This is a genomic window from Acinetobacter sp. Root1280 (assembly GCF_001425285.1).
Taxonomy (GTDB): Bacteria; Pseudomonadota; Gammaproteobacteria; order Pseudomonadales; family Moraxellaceae; genus Acinetobacter; species Acinetobacter guillouiae.
In genome coordinates this window covers 106,649-123,490 of record NZ_LMED01000025.1, presented here as the reverse complement: position 1 = coordinate 123,490, position 16,842 = coordinate 106,649, and the positions used below count along the sequence as shown (strand labels likewise).

General features: G+C 39.2%; 17 protein-coding genes. 5 read left to right on the top strand and 12 right to left on the bottom strand.

The features are described 5' to 3' along the window. Positions 1-93 precede the first annotated feature (93 nt). Together ASC84_RS16310 and ASC84_RS16305 are read left to right on the top strand one after the other, a co-directional pair. Positions 94-1,068: a triacylglycerol lipase gene (locus ASC84_RS16310; RefSeq protein WP_056516688.1), complete on the top strand. Its 975-nt coding sequence runs from the start codon at positions 94-96 to the stop codon at positions 1,066-1,068. A gap of 264 nt (positions 1,069-1,332) precedes the next feature. After that, positions 1,333-2,301, top strand: a complete 969-nt coding sequence (locus tag ASC84_RS16305; RefSeq protein ID WP_056516686.1) for a triacylglycerol lipase — start codon at positions 1,333-1,335, stop codon at positions 2,299-2,301. A 70-nt stretch (positions 2,302-2,371) separates the two neighbouring features. On the opposite strand, the gene rplS is transcribed toward ASC84_RS16305, so the two are convergent. From rplS to ispH, 12 genes are all read right to left on the bottom strand, one after another. Then, the gene (gene rplS, locus ASC84_RS16300) at positions 2,372-2,743 is read right to left on the bottom strand and encodes a 50S ribosomal protein L19 (protein ID WP_004718278.1); all 372 of its coding nucleotides are present in this window, start codon (positions 2,741-2,743) and stop codon (positions 2,372-2,374) included. Positions 2,744-3,015: 272 nt separating this feature from the next. Then, positions 3,016-3,756: a tRNA (guanosine(37)-N1)-methyltransferase TrmD gene (gene trmD, locus ASC84_RS16295; RefSeq protein ID WP_056516682.1), complete on the bottom strand. Its 741-nt coding sequence runs from the start codon at positions 3,754-3,756 to the stop codon at positions 3,016-3,018. A 42-nt stretch (positions 3,757-3,798) separates the two neighbouring features. Then, positions 3,799-4,347, bottom strand: a complete 549-nt coding sequence (rimM, locus tag ASC84_RS16290) for a ribosome maturation factor RimM (RefSeq protein WP_004718282.1) — start codon at positions 4,345-4,347, stop codon at positions 3,799-3,801. Positions 4,348-4,374: 27 nt separating this feature from the next. After that, entirely contained in the window at positions 4,375-4,632 is a 258-nt protein-coding gene (gene rpsP / locus ASC84_RS16285) for a 30S ribosomal protein S16 (RefSeq protein WP_004718284.1), read from the bottom strand. A gap of 145 nt (positions 4,633-4,777) precedes the next feature. Then, the gene (locus ASC84_RS16280; protein ID WP_056516679.1) at positions 4,778-5,242 is read right to left on the bottom strand and encodes a type IV pilin protein; all 465 of its coding nucleotides are present in this window, start codon (positions 5,240-5,242) and stop codon (positions 4,778-4,780) included. Further along, a complete protein-coding gene (locus tag ASC84_RS16275) occupies positions 5,236-5,697 on the bottom strand; it encodes a type IV pilin protein (protein WP_081409381.1) in 462 nt (153 codons plus the stop codon). Before ASC84_RS16275 ends, ASC84_RS16280 begins: the two co-directional genes overlap by 7 nt. 9 nt (positions 5,698-5,706) lie before the next feature. Further along, on the bottom strand, positions 5,707-9,396 hold the full coding sequence (locus ASC84_RS16270) for a pilus assembly protein (protein WP_056516675.1): 3,690 nt from the start codon (positions 9,394-9,396) through the stop codon (positions 5,707-5,709). Between the two features lie 13 nt (positions 9,397-9,409). Then, positions 9,410-10,180 (bottom strand): PilX N-terminal domain-containing pilus assembly protein, encoded by a 771-nt coding sequence (locus tag ASC84_RS16265; protein ID WP_056516672.1) that lies wholly within the window; start codon positions 10,178-10,180, stop codon positions 9,410-9,412. Beyond that, positions 10,180-11,229 (bottom strand): PilW family protein, encoded by a 1,050-nt coding sequence (locus ASC84_RS16260; protein ID WP_056516669.1) that lies wholly within the window; start codon positions 11,227-11,229, stop codon positions 10,180-10,182. Before ASC84_RS16260 ends, ASC84_RS16265 begins: the two co-directional genes overlap by 1 nt. A gap of 1 nt (position 11,230) precedes the next feature. Continuing rightward, on the bottom strand, positions 11,231-11,722 hold the full coding sequence (gene pilV / locus ASC84_RS16255) for a type IV pilus modification protein PilV (RefSeq protein WP_155860355.1): 492 nt from the start codon (positions 11,720-11,722) through the stop codon (positions 11,231-11,233). Further along, positions 11,722-12,210, bottom strand: a complete 489-nt coding sequence (locus tag ASC84_RS16250) for a Tfp pilus assembly protein FimT/FimU (RefSeq protein ID WP_056516664.1) — start codon at positions 12,208-12,210, stop codon at positions 11,722-11,724. Before ASC84_RS16250 ends, pilV begins: the two co-directional genes overlap by 1 nt. A 142-nt stretch (positions 12,211-12,352) precedes the next feature. Continuing rightward, the gene (gene ispH, locus ASC84_RS16245) at positions 12,353-13,303 is read right to left on the bottom strand and encodes a 4-hydroxy-3-methylbut-2-enyl diphosphate reductase (protein WP_056516662.1); all 951 of its coding nucleotides are present in this window, start codon (positions 13,301-13,303) and stop codon (positions 12,353-12,355) included. A 134-nt stretch (positions 13,304-13,437) separates the two neighbouring features. On the opposite strand from ispH, the gene gmk reads away from it, so the two are divergent. The 3 genes from gmk (at position 13,438) to ASC84_RS16230 (ending at position 16,785) form a co-directional block, all read left to right on the top strand. Then, entirely contained in the window at positions 13,438-14,058 is a 621-nt protein-coding gene (gene gmk / locus ASC84_RS16240; RefSeq protein ID WP_034617459.1) for a guanylate kinase, read from the top strand. A gap of 121 nt (positions 14,059-14,179) precedes the next feature. Then, on the top strand, positions 14,180-14,461 hold the full coding sequence (gene rpoZ / locus ASC84_RS16235) for a DNA-directed RNA polymerase subunit omega (RefSeq protein WP_004718302.1): 282 nt from the start codon (positions 14,180-14,182) through the stop codon (positions 14,459-14,461). Between the two features lie 212 nt (positions 14,462-14,673). Further along, a complete protein-coding gene (locus ASC84_RS16230; RefSeq protein WP_056516659.1) occupies positions 14,674-16,785 on the top strand; it encodes a bifunctional (p)ppGpp synthetase/guanosine-3',5'-bis(diphosphate) 3'-pyrophosphohydrolase in 2,112 nt (703 codons plus the stop codon). Positions 16,786-16,842: the final 57 nt, after the last annotated feature.

Here is a 16,842-nt window from a genome sequence, read left to right as displayed (position 1 = left end):
TTGAGATCATAAGGGTTGTAAGTAAATTTTAGCTTGCAACATAGACTTCATGTCAATCAACAATTCACTTAAAAACAACAAGAGTATTTTAATATGAAATTTAAAATCAATATTTTCGCCCTGAGTTTAATCATTGGATTAAGTTCGATGGCTGCATCTGCATCTGGCTTACAAACTGTAAATCCACGTTATGTCAGTTCAAACTATGCAAAAACCAAATATCCAATTGTATTTAATCATGGGATGTTCGGTTTCACACGTCTGGGGACTTCCTCCTTTGGCATAGATTATTTCTACCAGATCCTCCCTGATTTAGCTCGTAATGGTGCAAAAGTTTATGCGGCACAAGTCTCCCCATTGGAGTCGACACAGCTTCGTGGTGAACAACTCTTACAGCAAGTCGATGAAGTCATCGCACTGACTGGCTCACCCAAAGTCAATCTGATTGGGCATAGTCATGGTGGCCCAACGATTCGCTATATTGAAATCGTTGCACCCACAAAAGTTGCTTCTTTAACTTCTGTTGCAGGGGCAATTAAAGGTTCTAAGATCGCGGATGATATTTTAAGTAATCGAGGTGCAAATACACTTCTGACTATTTTTAGTCAACATATCTTAGCACCAGTGATCACGCTTCTCGAAGGTAATCCATCCCTCCCCCTCAACCTAAATAATTCTTTACAAAGTGTGAGTGAAAAAGGGGCTGCTGAATTTAATGCAAAATATCCAAGTGCTGCGATTCCCAAAGACTGTGGCAATGGTCAAAAACTAACAGCCAATGGTGTTTATCATTATTCTTGGACAGGTAGAGCTCAATTCACCAACATTTTTGATGTTATGGATGGGGTCATTTCTACACTCGCGCCTTTGTCTTATAAAAATCTAGACAATGACGGCATGATGAATCGTTGCAATACCCATTATGGACAAGTGATTCGAGATAATTATCGTCAAACGCACATGGATGAAATCAATCATGTTTTAGGTCTACGTGGAATATTTTTTGCACCAAACCCACTTGCTCAATATCGTCAGCATGCCAATCGTCTGAAATTACAAGGCTTGTAAATATTGCCGATGAGAGGCGATAAAATGTACTGTTCATTCAGTATATTTTATAGTTGAATAGTAAATGATTCTGGATTCAAATTTTATATTGAACATCGTATTGAATTTCGAATTCCAGAATCTGATTTGATATAAGATTTAAAAAAACAAAGAAGTTTAAAGTTTGCGTTCCTGCAAACGTGATCAGAATCGAGGCTTTACACTCAATACATTTAAAATTGAGGTATGTAAATCGCCCAATAATAAAATAGATGGAGTTTTAACATGAAATATGGACGTATTATCGCGAGTCTACTACTGGCGAGTACATTATCAACCACATATGCATCTAATAATGCGCAAAAAGTGACTGTCAGTAAAGTGAACTCGGACTATGCAAAAACCAAATATCCTGTGGTATTTGTGCACGGTATGGCTGGGTTTATTCGTGCTGGCGATGTTTTAGGATTAGACTACTGGTATCAAATTTTACCAGATTTGGCTCGCAACGGCGCCAATACATGGGCTACACGAGTATCACCCTTTAATTCTACTGAAGTCCGTGGTGAGCAATTGGCTCAGCAAGTCGAAGAGATTCTGGCAATTACCGGTAGTCAAAAAATCAATCTGATCGGACATTCGCATGGTGGTCCAACCAGCCGCTATGTCGCAGGCATCATGCCTACCCAAGTTGCATCTGTAACTGCTGTTGGTTCACCACAAAAAGGCAGCCCTGTTGCAAACGTTATCTTAAGTATAGAAGGCACGCCGCTTCAAGGCCCATTGGTGAGTGTGGTCAATTTATTTTCAAAAGCAATCGTCTGGGCGCAAGGTCTTAACCCGAAAGAACTTCCTCATGATGCGTTAGCAGGTGGGAAAAGCCTCACCATTGAAGGTTCTGCACTATTTAACAGTAAATTCCCGATGGGTGTCGGTACCACAGCTTGTGGTGAAGGGGCTTATCAAGAAAAAGGAATTCAATTCTATTCATTTACGGGCAATACAGCCGTCACAAATCTTTTAGACTTGGATTCTGCTCTACTTGGCACAAGTTTATTAATTAATGCTGGTCGTGATAATGATGGTTTAGTTCCACGGTGTAGTGCTAAATTTGGCAAAACGATCCGTGATGATTATCGTTGGAATCACTTAGATGAGGTCAATCAAATTTTAGGATTGCGTGCAATTTTTTCACCAGATCCAGTACAAGTCTATCGCGAACATACCAATCGCCTAAAACTACAAGGACTTTAACCTTTAACTGTAGCAAGAAACAAAAAATGCGCCAAATGGCGCATTTTTTAGCTGTAAAGCAAAGTTAAAATTAACCTTGTTTACGCGCTGGTAATTTCTCACGAATACGAGCAGCTTTACCAGACAATTCACGTAGGTAATAAAGCTTAGCACGACGAACGTCACCACGACGTTTCACTTCGATTTTAGCAACGATTGGAGAGTGAGTTTGGAATACACGCTCAACACCAACACCGCTAGAAATTTTACGTACTGTGAACGCAGAGTTCAAGCCACGGTTTTTCTTCGCAATAACTACGCCTTCAAAAGCCTGAAGACGCTCACGATCACCTTCTTTTACTTTTACTTGAACGATAACTGTGTCACCAGGAGCAAAAGTTGGGAGGTCAGTTTTTAACTGTTGGTTTTCAATTGCTTGAACTAAAGGATGTTTACCACTCATTGTGGGAATCTCCGTTTTGCGGGACAGAAGAGGTCTGCACAACCGCTGGGGATAGAGGCTAAATCGCGTATCAACCCGTTTATCTTTCCCTTTATTGCTGATGTTATCCAGATCAATAAAGAGCCTAATATAAGTACTTAATCATAAGTATTTTCTCGAAGCCGACTTCTTATGGAACTCACATTCCGCAGGACAACAATAATGACTTGTTGTATTCCTGATAAGAAGTACAGCTTCTGACGTGCGTTGAAACAAACATGATCAATGCTTGCCTACCCTCGCTCATCTTTTAGCCATTTTTTTTGCTGCTTGGTCAACTCAACTTTTTCCACCAACTCCGGTCGGCGTTCTAAAGTGCGTTGATAGCGTTGCAAAAACCGCCATTTTTCAATATTGGCATGGTGCCCTGACTTAAGTACTTCAGGAACATCCAAACCTTCAAAATGATCTGGCTTGGTATATTGTGGGCAATCTAAAAGACCATCCACAAACGAGTCTTGCACTGCTGATTGTTCATCTGACATGGTATTCGGCAAACGTCGAATAATACTGTCCAATAAAACCATCGCAGGGAGCTCACCACCTGATAATACGTAATCTCCTATTGACCATTCCTGATCAACATATTTTTGGATCAAACGCTCATCAACCCCCTCATAACGTCCACACAGCACAATTAATCCGTCATATTCAACAAATTGTTGTACTGCTGGTTCATTTAAGGTCTGCCCTTGTGGTGACATATACACCACAGGAACCTGAACTGCACCTGCTTGCTTTGCAAGCTCTTTGGCGTGGTCGATTGCTTTTGCCAAAGGCTCAGCCATCATCACCATACCCGGGCCACCACCAAATGGACGTTCATCCACTCGTTTGTAGTTACCCTCAGCAAATTCTCGCGGATTGATACAATGAACTTGTACAATGTCACGCTTTGCCGCTCGCCCGCTAATTCCGTACGCTGTAATCGCTTCAAACATTTCAGGAAAAAGCGTAATGACTGCAAAAAACATCGCAGACTCCTCTATTTTCCTGCTGCGCCAATCCTTATCGGATTAGAAATCTACGCCCCAATTGACATAGATACGACCAGCTTCGAGATCAACGCGTTGTACCACATCTTTATGCCATGGAATCATTCGCTCTTCGCCATCGATGCTATCTGCTGTTGCACGAACAACCATGACATCATTGGCGCCTGTTTCAAACAATTCGTGGATTTGACCAAGATTTACTTCCTGTTCTTCTTCATTCAGACCTAATACGATTAGACCTTTTAAATCAGACCAGTAATACTCGTCCACACCTGCTTGAGGCAGTTGCGATTTTGAAATCCAAACATTCGCGCCAACTAAGCTGTCTGCTGCAGTGCGATCACTCACACTTTTCAACGAAACAACCAAGCCTTTACCATGTGGTTTCCAACGTTTTACGTCTACAATTTGCCAACCTGCTTTGGTCTCAATGTACCAAGGGAGGTAGTCAAATATGTTGCTCATAGGTTCTGTATTGGAATAGACCCAGAGCCACCCATTTAATCCATATGCTGAACGTAGCTGTCCAATCTGAATACGATCTTCGGGCACATTCTGTGCTGGTGTCATGGGCTTACTGCCTAATTAAAGATTTAATTATGCAGTAGCTGCAGCTTTCTTAGCTTGAGCAGCTAAAGAAGCAACACGTTCAGACGGTTGAGCGCCTTGAGCAACCCAGTGAGCAAAACGATCAGCATCTAAACGAAGTTTTTCTGCTTTACCTTGAGCTGTAGGGTTAAAGAAACCAATACGTTCGATGAAACGACCGTCACGCGCATTGCGGCTATCAGTTACGATTACTTGATAGAACGGACGTTTTTTAGCACCACCGCGTGCTAGACGAATTACAACCATGATAGAACCTTATAGTTTTTACGGATTATCCTTGTACCGACCATCGATACATTTCAAACCCCTTTCATAGAGGGCAATATTTTACGTTATCTTTGTCATGAAAGAAAGATCAAATTTTATTTATCCACAATTTTGAATTTAATTTTTATTTGCCGTCCCAGTTTGTGGTCGCGGAAGGGGTGCATGGCGTGCCGTTAAGATCTGTACCACGCACCCAACATCGCTCACCTTTTGAGTTTAATACAATATCACCATACCCTTTTTGCCCTCCAGTTGTGACTGGCGTGGCTACTATAGACCATGAATTAGATGTAACCTTTCCTGCATTATCTACTGGTGAAATACTCACTGTGTATAAAGCTGCTCCTTGAATAGGATAATTAGCTTCAATACCTAAATCACTTTTGGTTGCACCTATCAGGGTAAAATTTGCGATTTTATATCGTTGAATTTGAGAAGCGATTTGTTGCATAGAGGCTTGCATATCTACCCGTTTGGTACGGCGCACAGATTCCTGATACGAAGGATAAGCAAAAGCGACCAAGATTGCGACTATAGCAACAATGATCATGAGCTCAATCAATGTAAAGCCACTTCGCTTATTTACCATGCTTCAGCTCCTACACAATTATAGCTAATTGTTTTTCCTATTTTTTTACAGCGTAATCCTGTACTACTCAGCACATAACTAAAGTTTTTAGCATCCGTTGATAACGCTCTAATGATGTAATCTTGACCAGCGGCTGCAGCATTTGTTAATGGCCTAGAAGAATCAGTTCCATCCATGACTGTGATTATATACTTTACAGAGTCTCCAGTTGAGCCTATGGGAATAACAAAAGGATCAGGAGTCAAAGTAAAACCAAGATAATTAAAATTACGGCTTTTATTGCGCTCTAAAAGTGTAACAATTCGCTGAATTTCTTGTTGTGCCTGAGCTGTGGTAGATCTACGAATAAAGTTTTGATAGCTTGGAATAGCAATTGCTGCAAATATTGCAATAATTGCCACCACAGCCATAAGTTCAATCAATGTAAAGCCCAAAGAACGAGATTGTTTCATCATACATTCGTCCTATCTCGAAAGCTCATACCAACGCTGAGGAATTAAACACATTTTGCTCCCACCCGCAGATATGATCCCATCTTTCACAAGCACCCCCCGATCACCCGTTGAAATACAATAATTTTTGTTATTGCTGCCATCATCTGGTTTAGGATCAGGATTCTTTTTACCTTCACAATCTTCTTTAGCTGAGTCGCAATTCTCTGGATCTGGATCTGGATTTGGATCTGGTACAACTGTTGTAATCTGCAAGCCTGGACCAATTGAGCAACCATCGCCTGTAGAACACTCTATATTGGTAGACTTTGGGCATTGGCCAAACGGCATACAAAATTGTTGAAGGAAACTTTCACCTTTAACACCAGCTCCACAAGCACCAGAAAGACCATCTTTACTACCATCAAAAACCGAAACAAACATACGATAATTTAAGACAATTGGAGTAGAAAATACTTTTGCACTTTGTAATTTGTATGATTTAAATCGATAGTACCAACCGTTTGTTGTAAAAGGGGCAACTATAGTCGTATCATCAAGCCTCTTCGCTTGGGTTACTTCATTTAAATTTGCCAAAGTAGACGTATTGGTGAGATATGTATAATTTGTCTTAAATAAGCGTTCAGCAACGACATCTTTATCATAAATATTATAGACAATATCATAATCATAACCAGTTGTTCCCACTGTATATTCTTTTAATGGTGCACTACGATTTCCACTACCAATTGAAATAACAGCAAAGTTTTGCCCAGCCTCTTTATAGGTTGAAAATGCGGGCATTTCATAAAAACGAGGGCTTGTACCAGCAGTTGAAGAATTTAAATTCAGCAATAAACGCGGTGTTTTTACAAGTGCAGTATCTGAGCCCGCATTATTATCAAGATCGATACGAAATACCTGCCCCCCCAAATCACCAAAATATAGATGGTCTGCTAACCCATCATTATCACGGTCTTCTGTACGTATCTCACTCACTACACTATACTTAAGGTCTGGCGTATTGGTAAAAGTTTCAGCTCCGTCTGCTGCTGTAGCATTTGCACTTCCCCACCACAATAATTTTCCAGTATCCGCATCAAACATATATACACCACCACCAATTTTATTGGTTTGGTTATATGTGTCACTCTCATAACCTGAATATGCTTCTTTTACCCCAGCTGTATTATGTGCATCACCATCAACACCACCTGCATCATAACCACCGCCAACAAACATAACTCTCTTGCGCTTTTTCCCCCAATTGACCCAAGCAATTGTTGGCTTAGACCAACTTTGCCCCATATACTTAAGTGCCTCAATCGAGTTACTAGAACCATTGTAGTAAATTTTCTTATCCGCTGGCGCGATTTGAAATTGTAGTTTTGGACTATCAATATTACTTAAATCCAATGCATAGTAACTACGTCCACCCATACGTAAGCCACCATATGCAAACTGTTTTCCTTTTTGACTGTTTCGTCCAGTACCAACCGTCAAAGCACCATTCGAATCTGCCACGTACTCTGTATAAGTTGTCCATGGCCCATCAACGCCATAATATAATTTATTTAAAGCGCCTGTAATTTCTGCCTTTGTATAATCTAAAAATGCATTTTTTTGATTTACCACCATTTCATTTGGTACAAAAGCAAATTTTTCTTTACCTGATTCAGCATCTACAACATGTAAAAGCCCTTGTGTTGTTCCAAAAAGAACATAGTCTTCTCGATTTGAAGATCCCAATTGATAATTTGTATAAGTAATTTTACCTTTATTGGTAATCAAAATTGGCGAAGAATGCATTACAGCCCCAACTTGCCGAAGTTCACTCGTATTTGCTAAAGATGTTGAAGTAATTGAATCTGGGTTTTCTGCATCTACTTTATAACCAAGTAAAGAAATTAAATAACCTCTGTTAACATCATATTTATAGTCAGTTGTTAGATCTGAAACTTTAACCTGTCTTAAATTTGTACTATTGACGAATTTGGCTGTGCTACCAGTACCATCTATCATTCGATTGGTTAATAATTTACGATTTTCGGTATCTGCAGTAGTGCGTAATTCTAATTGGGATTTTGCCCCCCCCATTAAAGCAAATTTCGTACTTCCAACCGTATTTTCATCTGCGTCTTTCACGCTCTCTACAACTGCCTTAGCCCAATAATCATAATTATTTACAAGGTTCCCGGCTGAATCTGTAATTGCTTTATCATTTTTATCTTTTAAAACACCTCCAACAACCTTATATTTTTTAAGATTTCCAACCCAAAGTTGATAGTCTTTATCAGGCGTAGGTTGAAATTGCGGATAAAACGCATTTTGTAAAAGCACAGAAGGGTTTAAAGAATCTTTTGGTACAGTTGGAGCCCCTGTGGTTACTTTTGGAATTTCGCCGCCTAAACCATTAATAAATGTATTAATACTGTTTACAACATCCTGTGAGTTAGCGCCTGAAAACCATCCCCCGTCGCCACGCACTCCCCAAATCGCCGCCTGTTTAACATCATAAGATATAGGTGAATTATTGATTTTCTGAATATAACCTGCTTGAGTCAAACCAGTATCATTCACTGGAACGCCATCAAACGCACTACCAAACCCGACCACTGCCGTTTTAAATTTTAAACCTGCTGGATTTTCACTTGATGTTAATATTTTGGTTACAAAAGACTGTATCGTATTCCAACCATCATTCCCATTATCTCCCCTTGGCGGTGCTGGCACAGTAGACACTCCAGCCAAAGCCTTATTCATTAAATTCTGTGATCCACTATTATTATTCGGATAACCATCGGTCAATACATAAATCCCTTGCCCACTACATGTTGCAGTTTCTGGATCTGTGATTTGATTTCGAACACTTAATGGTGCTACATATTTATTTCCTGACCTAGGAACGTCAACAGATGCATTGCTAAAACCACTATTTGAAACACCTTGCGTTGTAGACCCCATCATATAAGCCGCGGCTTCTGCATAAGCATTGGCTGTAGGTGTCCCATTATAAGCAGTTAAATCAGCAATTCTCGTAAGTAAAATGGTTCTTTGATCCGCAGTGCTGGGTATTGTTTGACAACCTGCCTTACCCGTTTGACAATCCAAGCGTCTTGCAGCTGTTAATATAAATCCCGTTTTACTATCTCTGTTTGAATAAGCGGATAACCCAATTACTTTTTCACCAGAAACTCTTTCAATACCTTTTGCCGGGTTGCCCTGCAAGAGATCAAACAACCCATCCTTTAAACGCGTAAGCCGATCATAACAACGATAATTACCATTCGGTTGTTTTTCACAACCCGTTTTTTCATTTTTTACTTTGGCATTTGCATTAGCTGATGTGATATAACAAAAATTACGTTGATATGATGGATTAGAATCACTCATCACATAGTAATTTCTATTGTTCGATGGGTTTGATGGATAATTTGATGGGTTGTCATTATTACGACATGTTAGATCATAATCTCCATAACTATTAGGCGATATACTACCATCAGAATTCCATGAGTTATTAATTGGTCCCATACTTCCTGAAATGTCCAATAACAACATCAAAGTGATATCACCAGATTTGGCTTGTTGATAAATATCAATATCACTGGCTTGTACCGCACTACTTAACACGAGTCCTGTACAAAAAGCACTCACGCTCAATGCAAGGAGTCTTTTATGAAGCAATACATTACGCTTCAATTGTTTATTGTTAATTTTCATAATCGACTCCCCACTATGAAGCACTTTGTTGTGCAAGAACATATTCACTCACTTGTGTTGTGAACGGTACATTTAATTTTTTTAAACAAGTCGTTATGTCTTGTTTATTCTCATCGGAAACCGTTGTCGGAGATACATCAGCTGGAATTGTTACATCATTCATTTTAGAAAGTAGACAATTATTAATAGCGGCACGATCAGCATTCGAAATACTTGGCATAATAGACACTGCAAAAACTTTTACAGGTTTACTGTCTTCGAACTTAGAAACTTGTCCATCTGTACCTGAAACCCGATTTGAAAAAGGACCACCCGTATTATGACTAGGAAATTTGACAGAAACCTGCGTTAATACAGCTCTTCGACCACTAGTGAACCAGTTGGTATTTTGAATTGTTGCATCACAATAACCCTCTGTACCTAAATCATTATTGGTTGGAGTCGATGCTCCTTCTTTCCATTGCATAATACTTGCTTGAGAAATATCAAAAAAAGAGCTTTGATCTCCTCGATAACAAAACACCAATTCTTTATCTTTATCTGTCTTGTTATTGATATAGCCAAACATACCAATACCTGTAAGACTTACCCCTAAATTACTGGGTTTTTCTGCTTGAAAAAAAACCGCATCCGAATTTTGGGTTAATAATTGTTGTACTTGCGCATTTGTTGCAATATTTAATGCCACCATACTTTGACGAATAGCAATAGTCCCGATAATAGTAATCGCAGCTAAGAAAACTAACACAACAATAAGTGTTGCCCCTTTTTGCTTATTTTTCATTATTGTCTGTCTCCTATTGCATTTCTTAGCGCAACAGTTTGAGATACAACCTGTCTGACATATTTTGTATTTTGTGTTGGCACTTTCACTGTTATGGTTTTATCTAACACTGTAAATTGTTGATCATTTTTAATCGTAGCTTCTGCGCCCACCGACTGTGTTGAACGGATAAGCATCCCGAGTTGTAAAGATACAATTCTTGGTTTATTGGCTGAAGTCAAATTCATATAGTCATTGATTGAATAGTATCTACGGCGATTTAAAGCATCATCCTGAACGCCAAGCAATACTCTAAAATAATCAACACGTTTCATTACGATTTGCCCCGCACTTCCAAACCCTGTGATTGACTTAGGATTATTAGTTATGTCGGCAGAATAATGACCTGAATCACAAGCTAAAGCCAAGGGTTTATTCGGTTCGCTACTACCAGCATTCGCATCAGCTCTTAAAAAGTAACGTTGCACAATCACTTGTTTTCCATCAGCTTCAGAAAAAACTAACTCTTTCCCCTCACAGTCAAAGCCGCCAACCCAAAAATTAACACCCTTTCTTTTCTCTAGTTGATAGATGGGAACATATTGAATAACAAGCTGATCACTGGCCAAATCTATGCCTGATTCTTTTACATTTGATGCGCCTGTCCACAAATCTCCAGAGCCTACCGTGACGCCTGCGCCAGGACTTCTGGATAATAAATTAATATTGGCCGTATCCCCCTCGATCGTGCTGACTAAATTACTTGTAATTAATGGGGGGGTCTTAGATATATCTTTATGTGGGTTTGCAGAAGATGTCAGTACAATTCCACCATTTACAGTTGCATCATTAATGACAGACTGATCTGTGTATAAGTTGGTTAGCCTTAAGTCATGTGTTATATAATTTAAACCAAAATTAGCATTATCTTGAATATCGGATACGCCTTGTTGTAAGGATAAGCTTTTCCCACTGGTTAAAAACAATAATATTGCAGCGGCAGAAATGATTAGCCCCAAAGCAAGAGAAATCATTAACTCTATGAGTGTGAAACCTTTTTGTTTAATCATTTTAATAGGTCTCCATAATTACACAGGTTGAATTTGCATTATATGCATTGCCATTTGTGCAATCACCAGCATTAGGACCATTTGTTGCGCTTGAGTCTCCCCACGCCACATAAATACAACTTCTATTATTTGTATTTTGACAATCCATAATATTAATCGTCATACCTGAACTTGCAGCTCGATTACTGATTTGCGAAACATCAAAATCAGCCAAATCAGTGTCAGTACAATTGGCAGTAATACAGTTTGTTTTAAAACCTTTTTGATCTGCTGCCGTTTGTATTTGTGCTTCATAAACTGAAAAAGCATTACGATTTACCCGTATTCTTTCAGCCAGATCCCGAGCTAATGTAATCGCTTGAATTCGTGAAGCACTTTCAGCAGATGCCTCTAAAGCTCTATATTGCAATGCAACAAAACCTAAAACACCAATTGCTAGGATGAGTAAAGCAACCAATATTTCAACCATACCAACGCCTTTTTGATATTTCATTAGCAGCTTCCCTCAGATATGATTTGGATCGTCCCCATTCTGGAAACTGTTATTGTTTTCGATTTTTTATTCGTCCCAGTACTTGTATTACATATCGTAAAAGCAGTATCTGATGACGCAGGGCTTACAGATGTAGGGTGGTTGGTATCAGCAATAAAAACTCCACCTGTGATCCCAAATTTTATTGTCGTAGGCGATCCTGTTTTTAATACTGACTTACCTGAAGGAGACCAGTTAAGTGTACTCAGTGTATCTACCACTTGAGTTGCAGAAGAAGTCGTTGCGAGCTTAACATCAATCACTCTACGCTCAAGAACAGCCACAGATCTTGCTTTATTTAAAATTAAAATTAATTCTTGCGTGCTTTTATTCAAATTTTGTCGCTGAAACATATCGCTAAATGAAGGTGCGGCCATCATCGCAATAACCGCCATAACAGCAATCGTCACCATCAATTCAATTAAGGTGAATCCTCGATTATTTTGCATTGCCACTCCCCATTACAACAAAACTTTACCCTATTAAAAATCATAACTTAAATACTTACAAAACCAATACAAGTTGGATAAAAGGCATAAAAAAGCAGATAACTGAAATCTCAGCTATCTGCTTAAAAAATAAAGTTTAAATTTAAGCTTGCGTTACATGAATCCGTAGCTCTTTTGGCAGACTAAATGTGATGTTTTCCTCACGACCATTTAACTCTTGCGGTGCTGTTGCACCCCAGTCCTGTAACCGTTGAATCACTTGCTTAATTAAAATCTCAGGTGCAGATGCCCCAGCTGTAACACCGATCTTATGGTTCGAGTTAAACCATTCTTGTTTTAACTCATCTGCGTTATCGATCAGATACGCATGTTTCCCCATGCGTTCAGCCAACTCACGTAAACGATTTGAATTCGACGAGTTTGGAGAGCCAACCACCAACACCACATCACATTGTGTGGCTAAATCTCGCACAGCATCTTGGCGGTTTTGCGTGGCATAGCAAATATCATCTTTACGAGGCCCTTGAATTTGAGGGAATTTATTTCGCAAAGCATCAATCACTTTGGCCGTATCATCTATAGATAAAGTTGTTTGGGTCACAAATGCTATTTTTTCAGGATGATGTACTGTTAATGAAGCGACATCTTCTTCATCTTCAACCAGATAAATTTCACCACCATTCTTTTTATCATATTGCCCCATAGTCCCTTCAACTTCAGGGTGCCCTTCATGGCCAATCAAAATTGCTTCGGTTCCTTCACGTGCATATTTCGTGACCTCAATATGTACTTTGGTAACCAATGGGCAAGTTGCATCAAACACTTTTAAACCACGACGCTCTGCCTCTTGTTGGACGGCCTTTGACACGCCATGTGCACTAAAAATAACAATATTATCGTCAGGCACTTCATCTAACTCATCCACAAAAATTGCACCGCGCTGACGTAAATCATCAACCACAAATTTGTTATGAACCACTTCATGACGGACATAAATAGGTGGATTAAAACATTCAAGCGCACGATTGACGATGGCAATTGCACGATCTACACCTGCACAAAATCCACGCGGATTAGCCAATACAATTTCCATAAAACCCTCAATGCTCACTTCAATGGTTGGATATATTTTATCGATTAAACACAAACAATGTGTAAAAACAGTTTTGTTTGTCTTCGCTCTACTCTAAAATAGAGAAGATATTTTATCATATCAGGAAAAATATCATGTCGGGTCTATTGTTTGTCGTTTCTGCGGCATCAGGAACAGGCAAAACATCTCTCGTTAAAGCGCTACTTGAGCGTGTGAGCAATTTACACGTTTCAGTTTCACATACGACTCGTGGTCAGCGACCTGGCGAACTCGACGGTGTTCATTATCACTTTACCTCTAAAGAAAACTTTCTTGATCAAGTCAATCAAGGTGGTTTTATTGAGTATGCAGAAGTTTTTGGTAATTATTATGGTACTGCGCAAGCAACTGTAAAAGACCAATTGGCAAAAGGCCATGATGTGCTACTTGAGATCGATTGGCAAGGTGCTGAGCAAGTTCGTAAACTTTTTCCTGAATCTAAACAAATTTTCATTCTTCCTCCAACGCAGTTTGATTTACGTCAACGTCTCTCAAATCGTGGCACAGACTCTGTTGAAGTTATTGAACATCGCTTAAGTTGTGCAGTGGAAGACATGCAACAATATGTCAACTTTGAATACATCATCATCAATGATGATTTCAATAAAGCGTTACATGATTTGGAATCTGTTATTAATGCCAATCGCTTAAAAATAGATCAACAGGCAAATCGTCATCAGGCTTTAATTACCAAACTGATTACACCACAATCTTAGATCTAAATACTTATGATCTAAATGCTTTCTAAATAAGCTTCGATTAAAACTTGAGTCTATGATGAAAGCATTTTATACTGCACAGTCTATTTAAAAAATTTGTATTCAAACGAGAATTCTTATGGCACGCGTAACCGTTGAAGATTGTTTAGACCATGTGGACAACCGCTTTGAGCTTGTACTAGTGGCAAGCAAACGCGCGCGTCAATTGGCACGTCAAGGCATTGAACCAACTGTTGAGTGGGACAATGATAAGCCGACTGTTGTTGCATTACGTGAAATTGCGATTGGTCATGTGACTAAAGATATCTTGAAGCAACGTGATCAAGATTACCAAACGTCTAGTCTTGACCTTGCTTTATCAGCAAACAATCTTAATCTTGAAGGTTTTTCTTTCCAGTAAGCTAAGCCTTTGAAAAAAGCCTAGTTTTTCAACTAGGCTTTTTTATTTCAATTATTTTGCAAAAAGTTTTGCCAATCAATCGACAAAATTCAAAATATTTGTTAAAAAAAATAGATATATTTGATGTCTAGAAATTGACAAGCGGCTCAATATGCTTTTCATTAAAGCATTAGGAAAAATATTTCAAATTTGTAATTTAAGATAGGTGTTCTATGCCAGGCCAACAGGTCAGCCAATCCAAGCAACAGTTGAATGTAATTATCGACGCGTACTTAAAACCAAGTGATGTCGAGCGAGTACTTGTGGCTTGTGATTATGCTGATATTGCGCATGATGGTATTACACGTAAAAGTGGTGAACCCTATATTTTACATCCGATTGCGGTGAGTTGTATCTTGGCACATATGCGTATGGATGCCGAAACGCTCATGGCAGCCTTATTACATGATGTGATTGAAGATACAGATTTTACCAAAGAAGATATCACTGAAAAATTTGGTAAAACCGTGGCTGAATTGGTTGATGGGGTTACCAAACTCAGTCACTCCAGCGATAAAGAATATAATAAAGCTGCGTCTTTCCGCAAAATTCTTCAAGCCACCTTACAAGACCCGCGTGTCATTATTATAAAACTCGCCGATCGTTATCATAATATGACGACTCTAGGTGCTTTACGGCCAGATAAACGTGCACGTATTGCACAAGAAACTTTCGATATCTTTGTTCCTATGGCACGTCTTGTCGGTATGAACGAGATGGCGGATAACTTAGAACATCTGTGTTATCAAAACCTAGATCTCGATATGTACAATGATGTACAAGAAAATTTACTCAAAACCAAACCAGAGCGCTGTAAATATCAATCGGTTTGGGAACAAAACTTAGCTGAGTTGCTCAATAATTATAATATTCAAGGGCGCATCAAAAAGAAAAACAACAATATTGAACTCTTACGCCACTTTGTAAAAAATGAAATCGACTTACAAGAGCTCACCCATAGCCATGCTTTTGAAATTGTTTTACAAAGCATCGCGGATTGTGATCGCTTGGTGGATGCCTTACGTGAAAATTTCCAAGTCATCGACTATGAAGACCATATCCGTCGCCCATTACCAGGCGGAAATCAGTCTTTAATGATCAAACTCAAAGGTGAACGTACCACGTTGTCCTTAACCATTCAAACCGAGCTGATGCGTAAAGCTGCACGCTTTGGTGTGGTCCTCGGTGAAAATGCGCCACAAGCTTGTCGCTCTGCGATTCAAGCATCGATGAAGAATTTAGATCTTCTTGTCGGTGGTGAATGTGCAAAAACCACATTTAGCGATCTGCTTGATTATTTACATCAAGAAAAGATCTGGGTCTACACCCCACATGGACAGCTACATGAATTACCACAAGGTGCTACAGCCGTTGATTTTGCGTATTCTGCGAGTTTATTTTTAGGCAACCATGCGGTGGGTGCCAAAATTAATGGTGAAATTAAACCACTTTCAACTCCTTTGGTGAGTGGTCAGGTGGTTGAAGTCATTACCGATGTATTGGCAACACCAAACCCAGACTGGTTAAGCTTTATTAATACCCAAAAAGCGCGCCGTGCGATTCAAAATATCTTGCGAGATCAAGATCCAGATGAACAACGCCTAGTGGGGCAACAAGCGCTCAATCGTGCTTTAAAACTGTTTAATCGCTCGACCAAAGACTTATCTGAAGCGGATTGGAAAGATTTATTAGAATGGCGCCATGTACCCGATAAAGACACCTTATTTGAACAAATTGCAGTAGGTGATCTACTACCACAACTGGTCGCCAACCATTTATTTGCCCATTCTAAAGCCAATGAAGAACACGCTTCAAACCGCCTCATCCAAGGTACAGATGGTGTTGATGTAAAATATGCACACTGTTGTAACCCAGTCTTGGGAGATCCTATTCAAGGACATTTATCCCGTCGTGGTTTAATTGTGCATCGTGCACGCTGTCATAACTTATTGCACGAACAACATTTACATCCTGAAAATATCATGTCTTTACAGTGGACATCGGAAGAAGAAGAAGATGTGAACTTTAATGCTTATTTGAGTATTGATCTTATTTTAACCGATGAACAAATTTCAGAATTGATTTACTTATGTCGTAAAGCAAAAACTGGGGTTGAATCAGTACGCTCTCATGAAGATAAAACCTATGTGAATATCGTGGTGAATAATCGTAAACAAATTGCGCAAATCATTCGCGAATTACGTATGCAATTTGGTTTTCCTCGTATTAGTCGAATGTCTATGCCAGTTTCAATTAATGAAACGCTAAAAGCAAAAGCGTGCTAAATTAAGATCTGTAATGTTTATCGATAATCTTCGATGCACTTTGCATGCCATTCATGC

Bases quoted from the DNA above. Each gene is read 5' to 3' on its own strand.
- rpoZ (WP_004718302.1), top strand. From the start codon at position 14,180: ATGGCACGCGTAACCGTTGAAGATTGTTTAGACCATGTGGACAACCGC.
- ispH (WP_056516662.1), bottom strand. From the start codon at position 13,303: ATGGAAATTGTATTGGCTAATCCGCGTGGATTTTGTGCAGGTGTAGAT.
- ASC84_RS16275 (WP_081409381.1), bottom strand. From the start codon at position 5,697: ATGATGAAACAATCTCGTTCTTTGGGCTTTACATTGATTGAACTTATG.
- ASC84_RS16270 (WP_056516675.1), bottom strand. From the start codon at position 9,396: ATGAAAATTAACAATAAACAATTGAAGCGTAATGTATTGCTTCATAAA.
- ASC84_RS16280 (WP_056516679.1), bottom strand. From the start codon at position 5,242: ATGGTAAATAAGCGAAGTGGCTTTACATTGATTGAGCTCATGATCATT.
- ASC84_RS16250 (WP_056516664.1), bottom strand. From the start codon at position 12,210: ATGCAAAATAATCGAGGATTCACCTTAATTGAATTGATGGTGACGATT.
- gmk (WP_034617459.1), top strand. From the start codon at position 13,438: ATGTCGGGTCTATTGTTTGTCGTTTCTGCGGCATCAGGAACAGGCAAA.
- trmD (WP_056516682.1), bottom strand. From the start codon at position 3,756: ATGTTTTTTGCAGTCATTACGCTTTTTCCTGAAATGTTTGAAGCGATT.
- rpsP (WP_004718284.1), bottom strand. From the start codon at position 4,632: ATGGTTGTAATTCGTCTAGCACGCGGTGGTGCTAAAAAACGTCCGTTC.
- ASC84_RS16230 (WP_056516659.1), top strand. From the start codon at position 14,674: ATGCCAGGCCAACAGGTCAGCCAATCCAAGCAACAGTTGAATGTAATT.
- rplS (WP_004718278.1), bottom strand. From the start codon at position 2,743: ATGAGTGGTAAACATCCTTTAGTTCAAGCAATTGAAAACCAACAGTTA.
- ASC84_RS16310 (WP_056516688.1), top strand. From the start codon at position 94: ATGAAATTTAAAATCAATATTTTCGCCCTGAGTTTAATCATTGGATTA.
- ASC84_RS16260 (WP_056516669.1), bottom strand. From the start codon at position 11,229: ATGATTAAACAAAAAGGTTTCACACTCATAGAGTTAATGATTTCTCTT.
- pilV (WP_155860355.1), bottom strand. From the start codon at position 11,722: ATGAAATATCAAAAAGGCGTTGGTATGGTTGAAATATTGGTTGCTTTA.
- rimM (WP_004718282.1), bottom strand. From the start codon at position 4,347: ATGACACCAGCACAGAATGTGCCCGAAGATCGTATTCAGATTGGACAG.
- ASC84_RS16265 (WP_056516672.1), bottom strand. From the start codon at position 10,180: ATGAAAAATAAGCAAAAAGGGGCAACACTTATTGTTGTGTTAGTTTTC.
- ASC84_RS16305 (WP_056516686.1), top strand. From the start codon at position 1,333: ATGAAATATGGACGTATTATCGCGAGTCTACTACTGGCGAGTACATTA.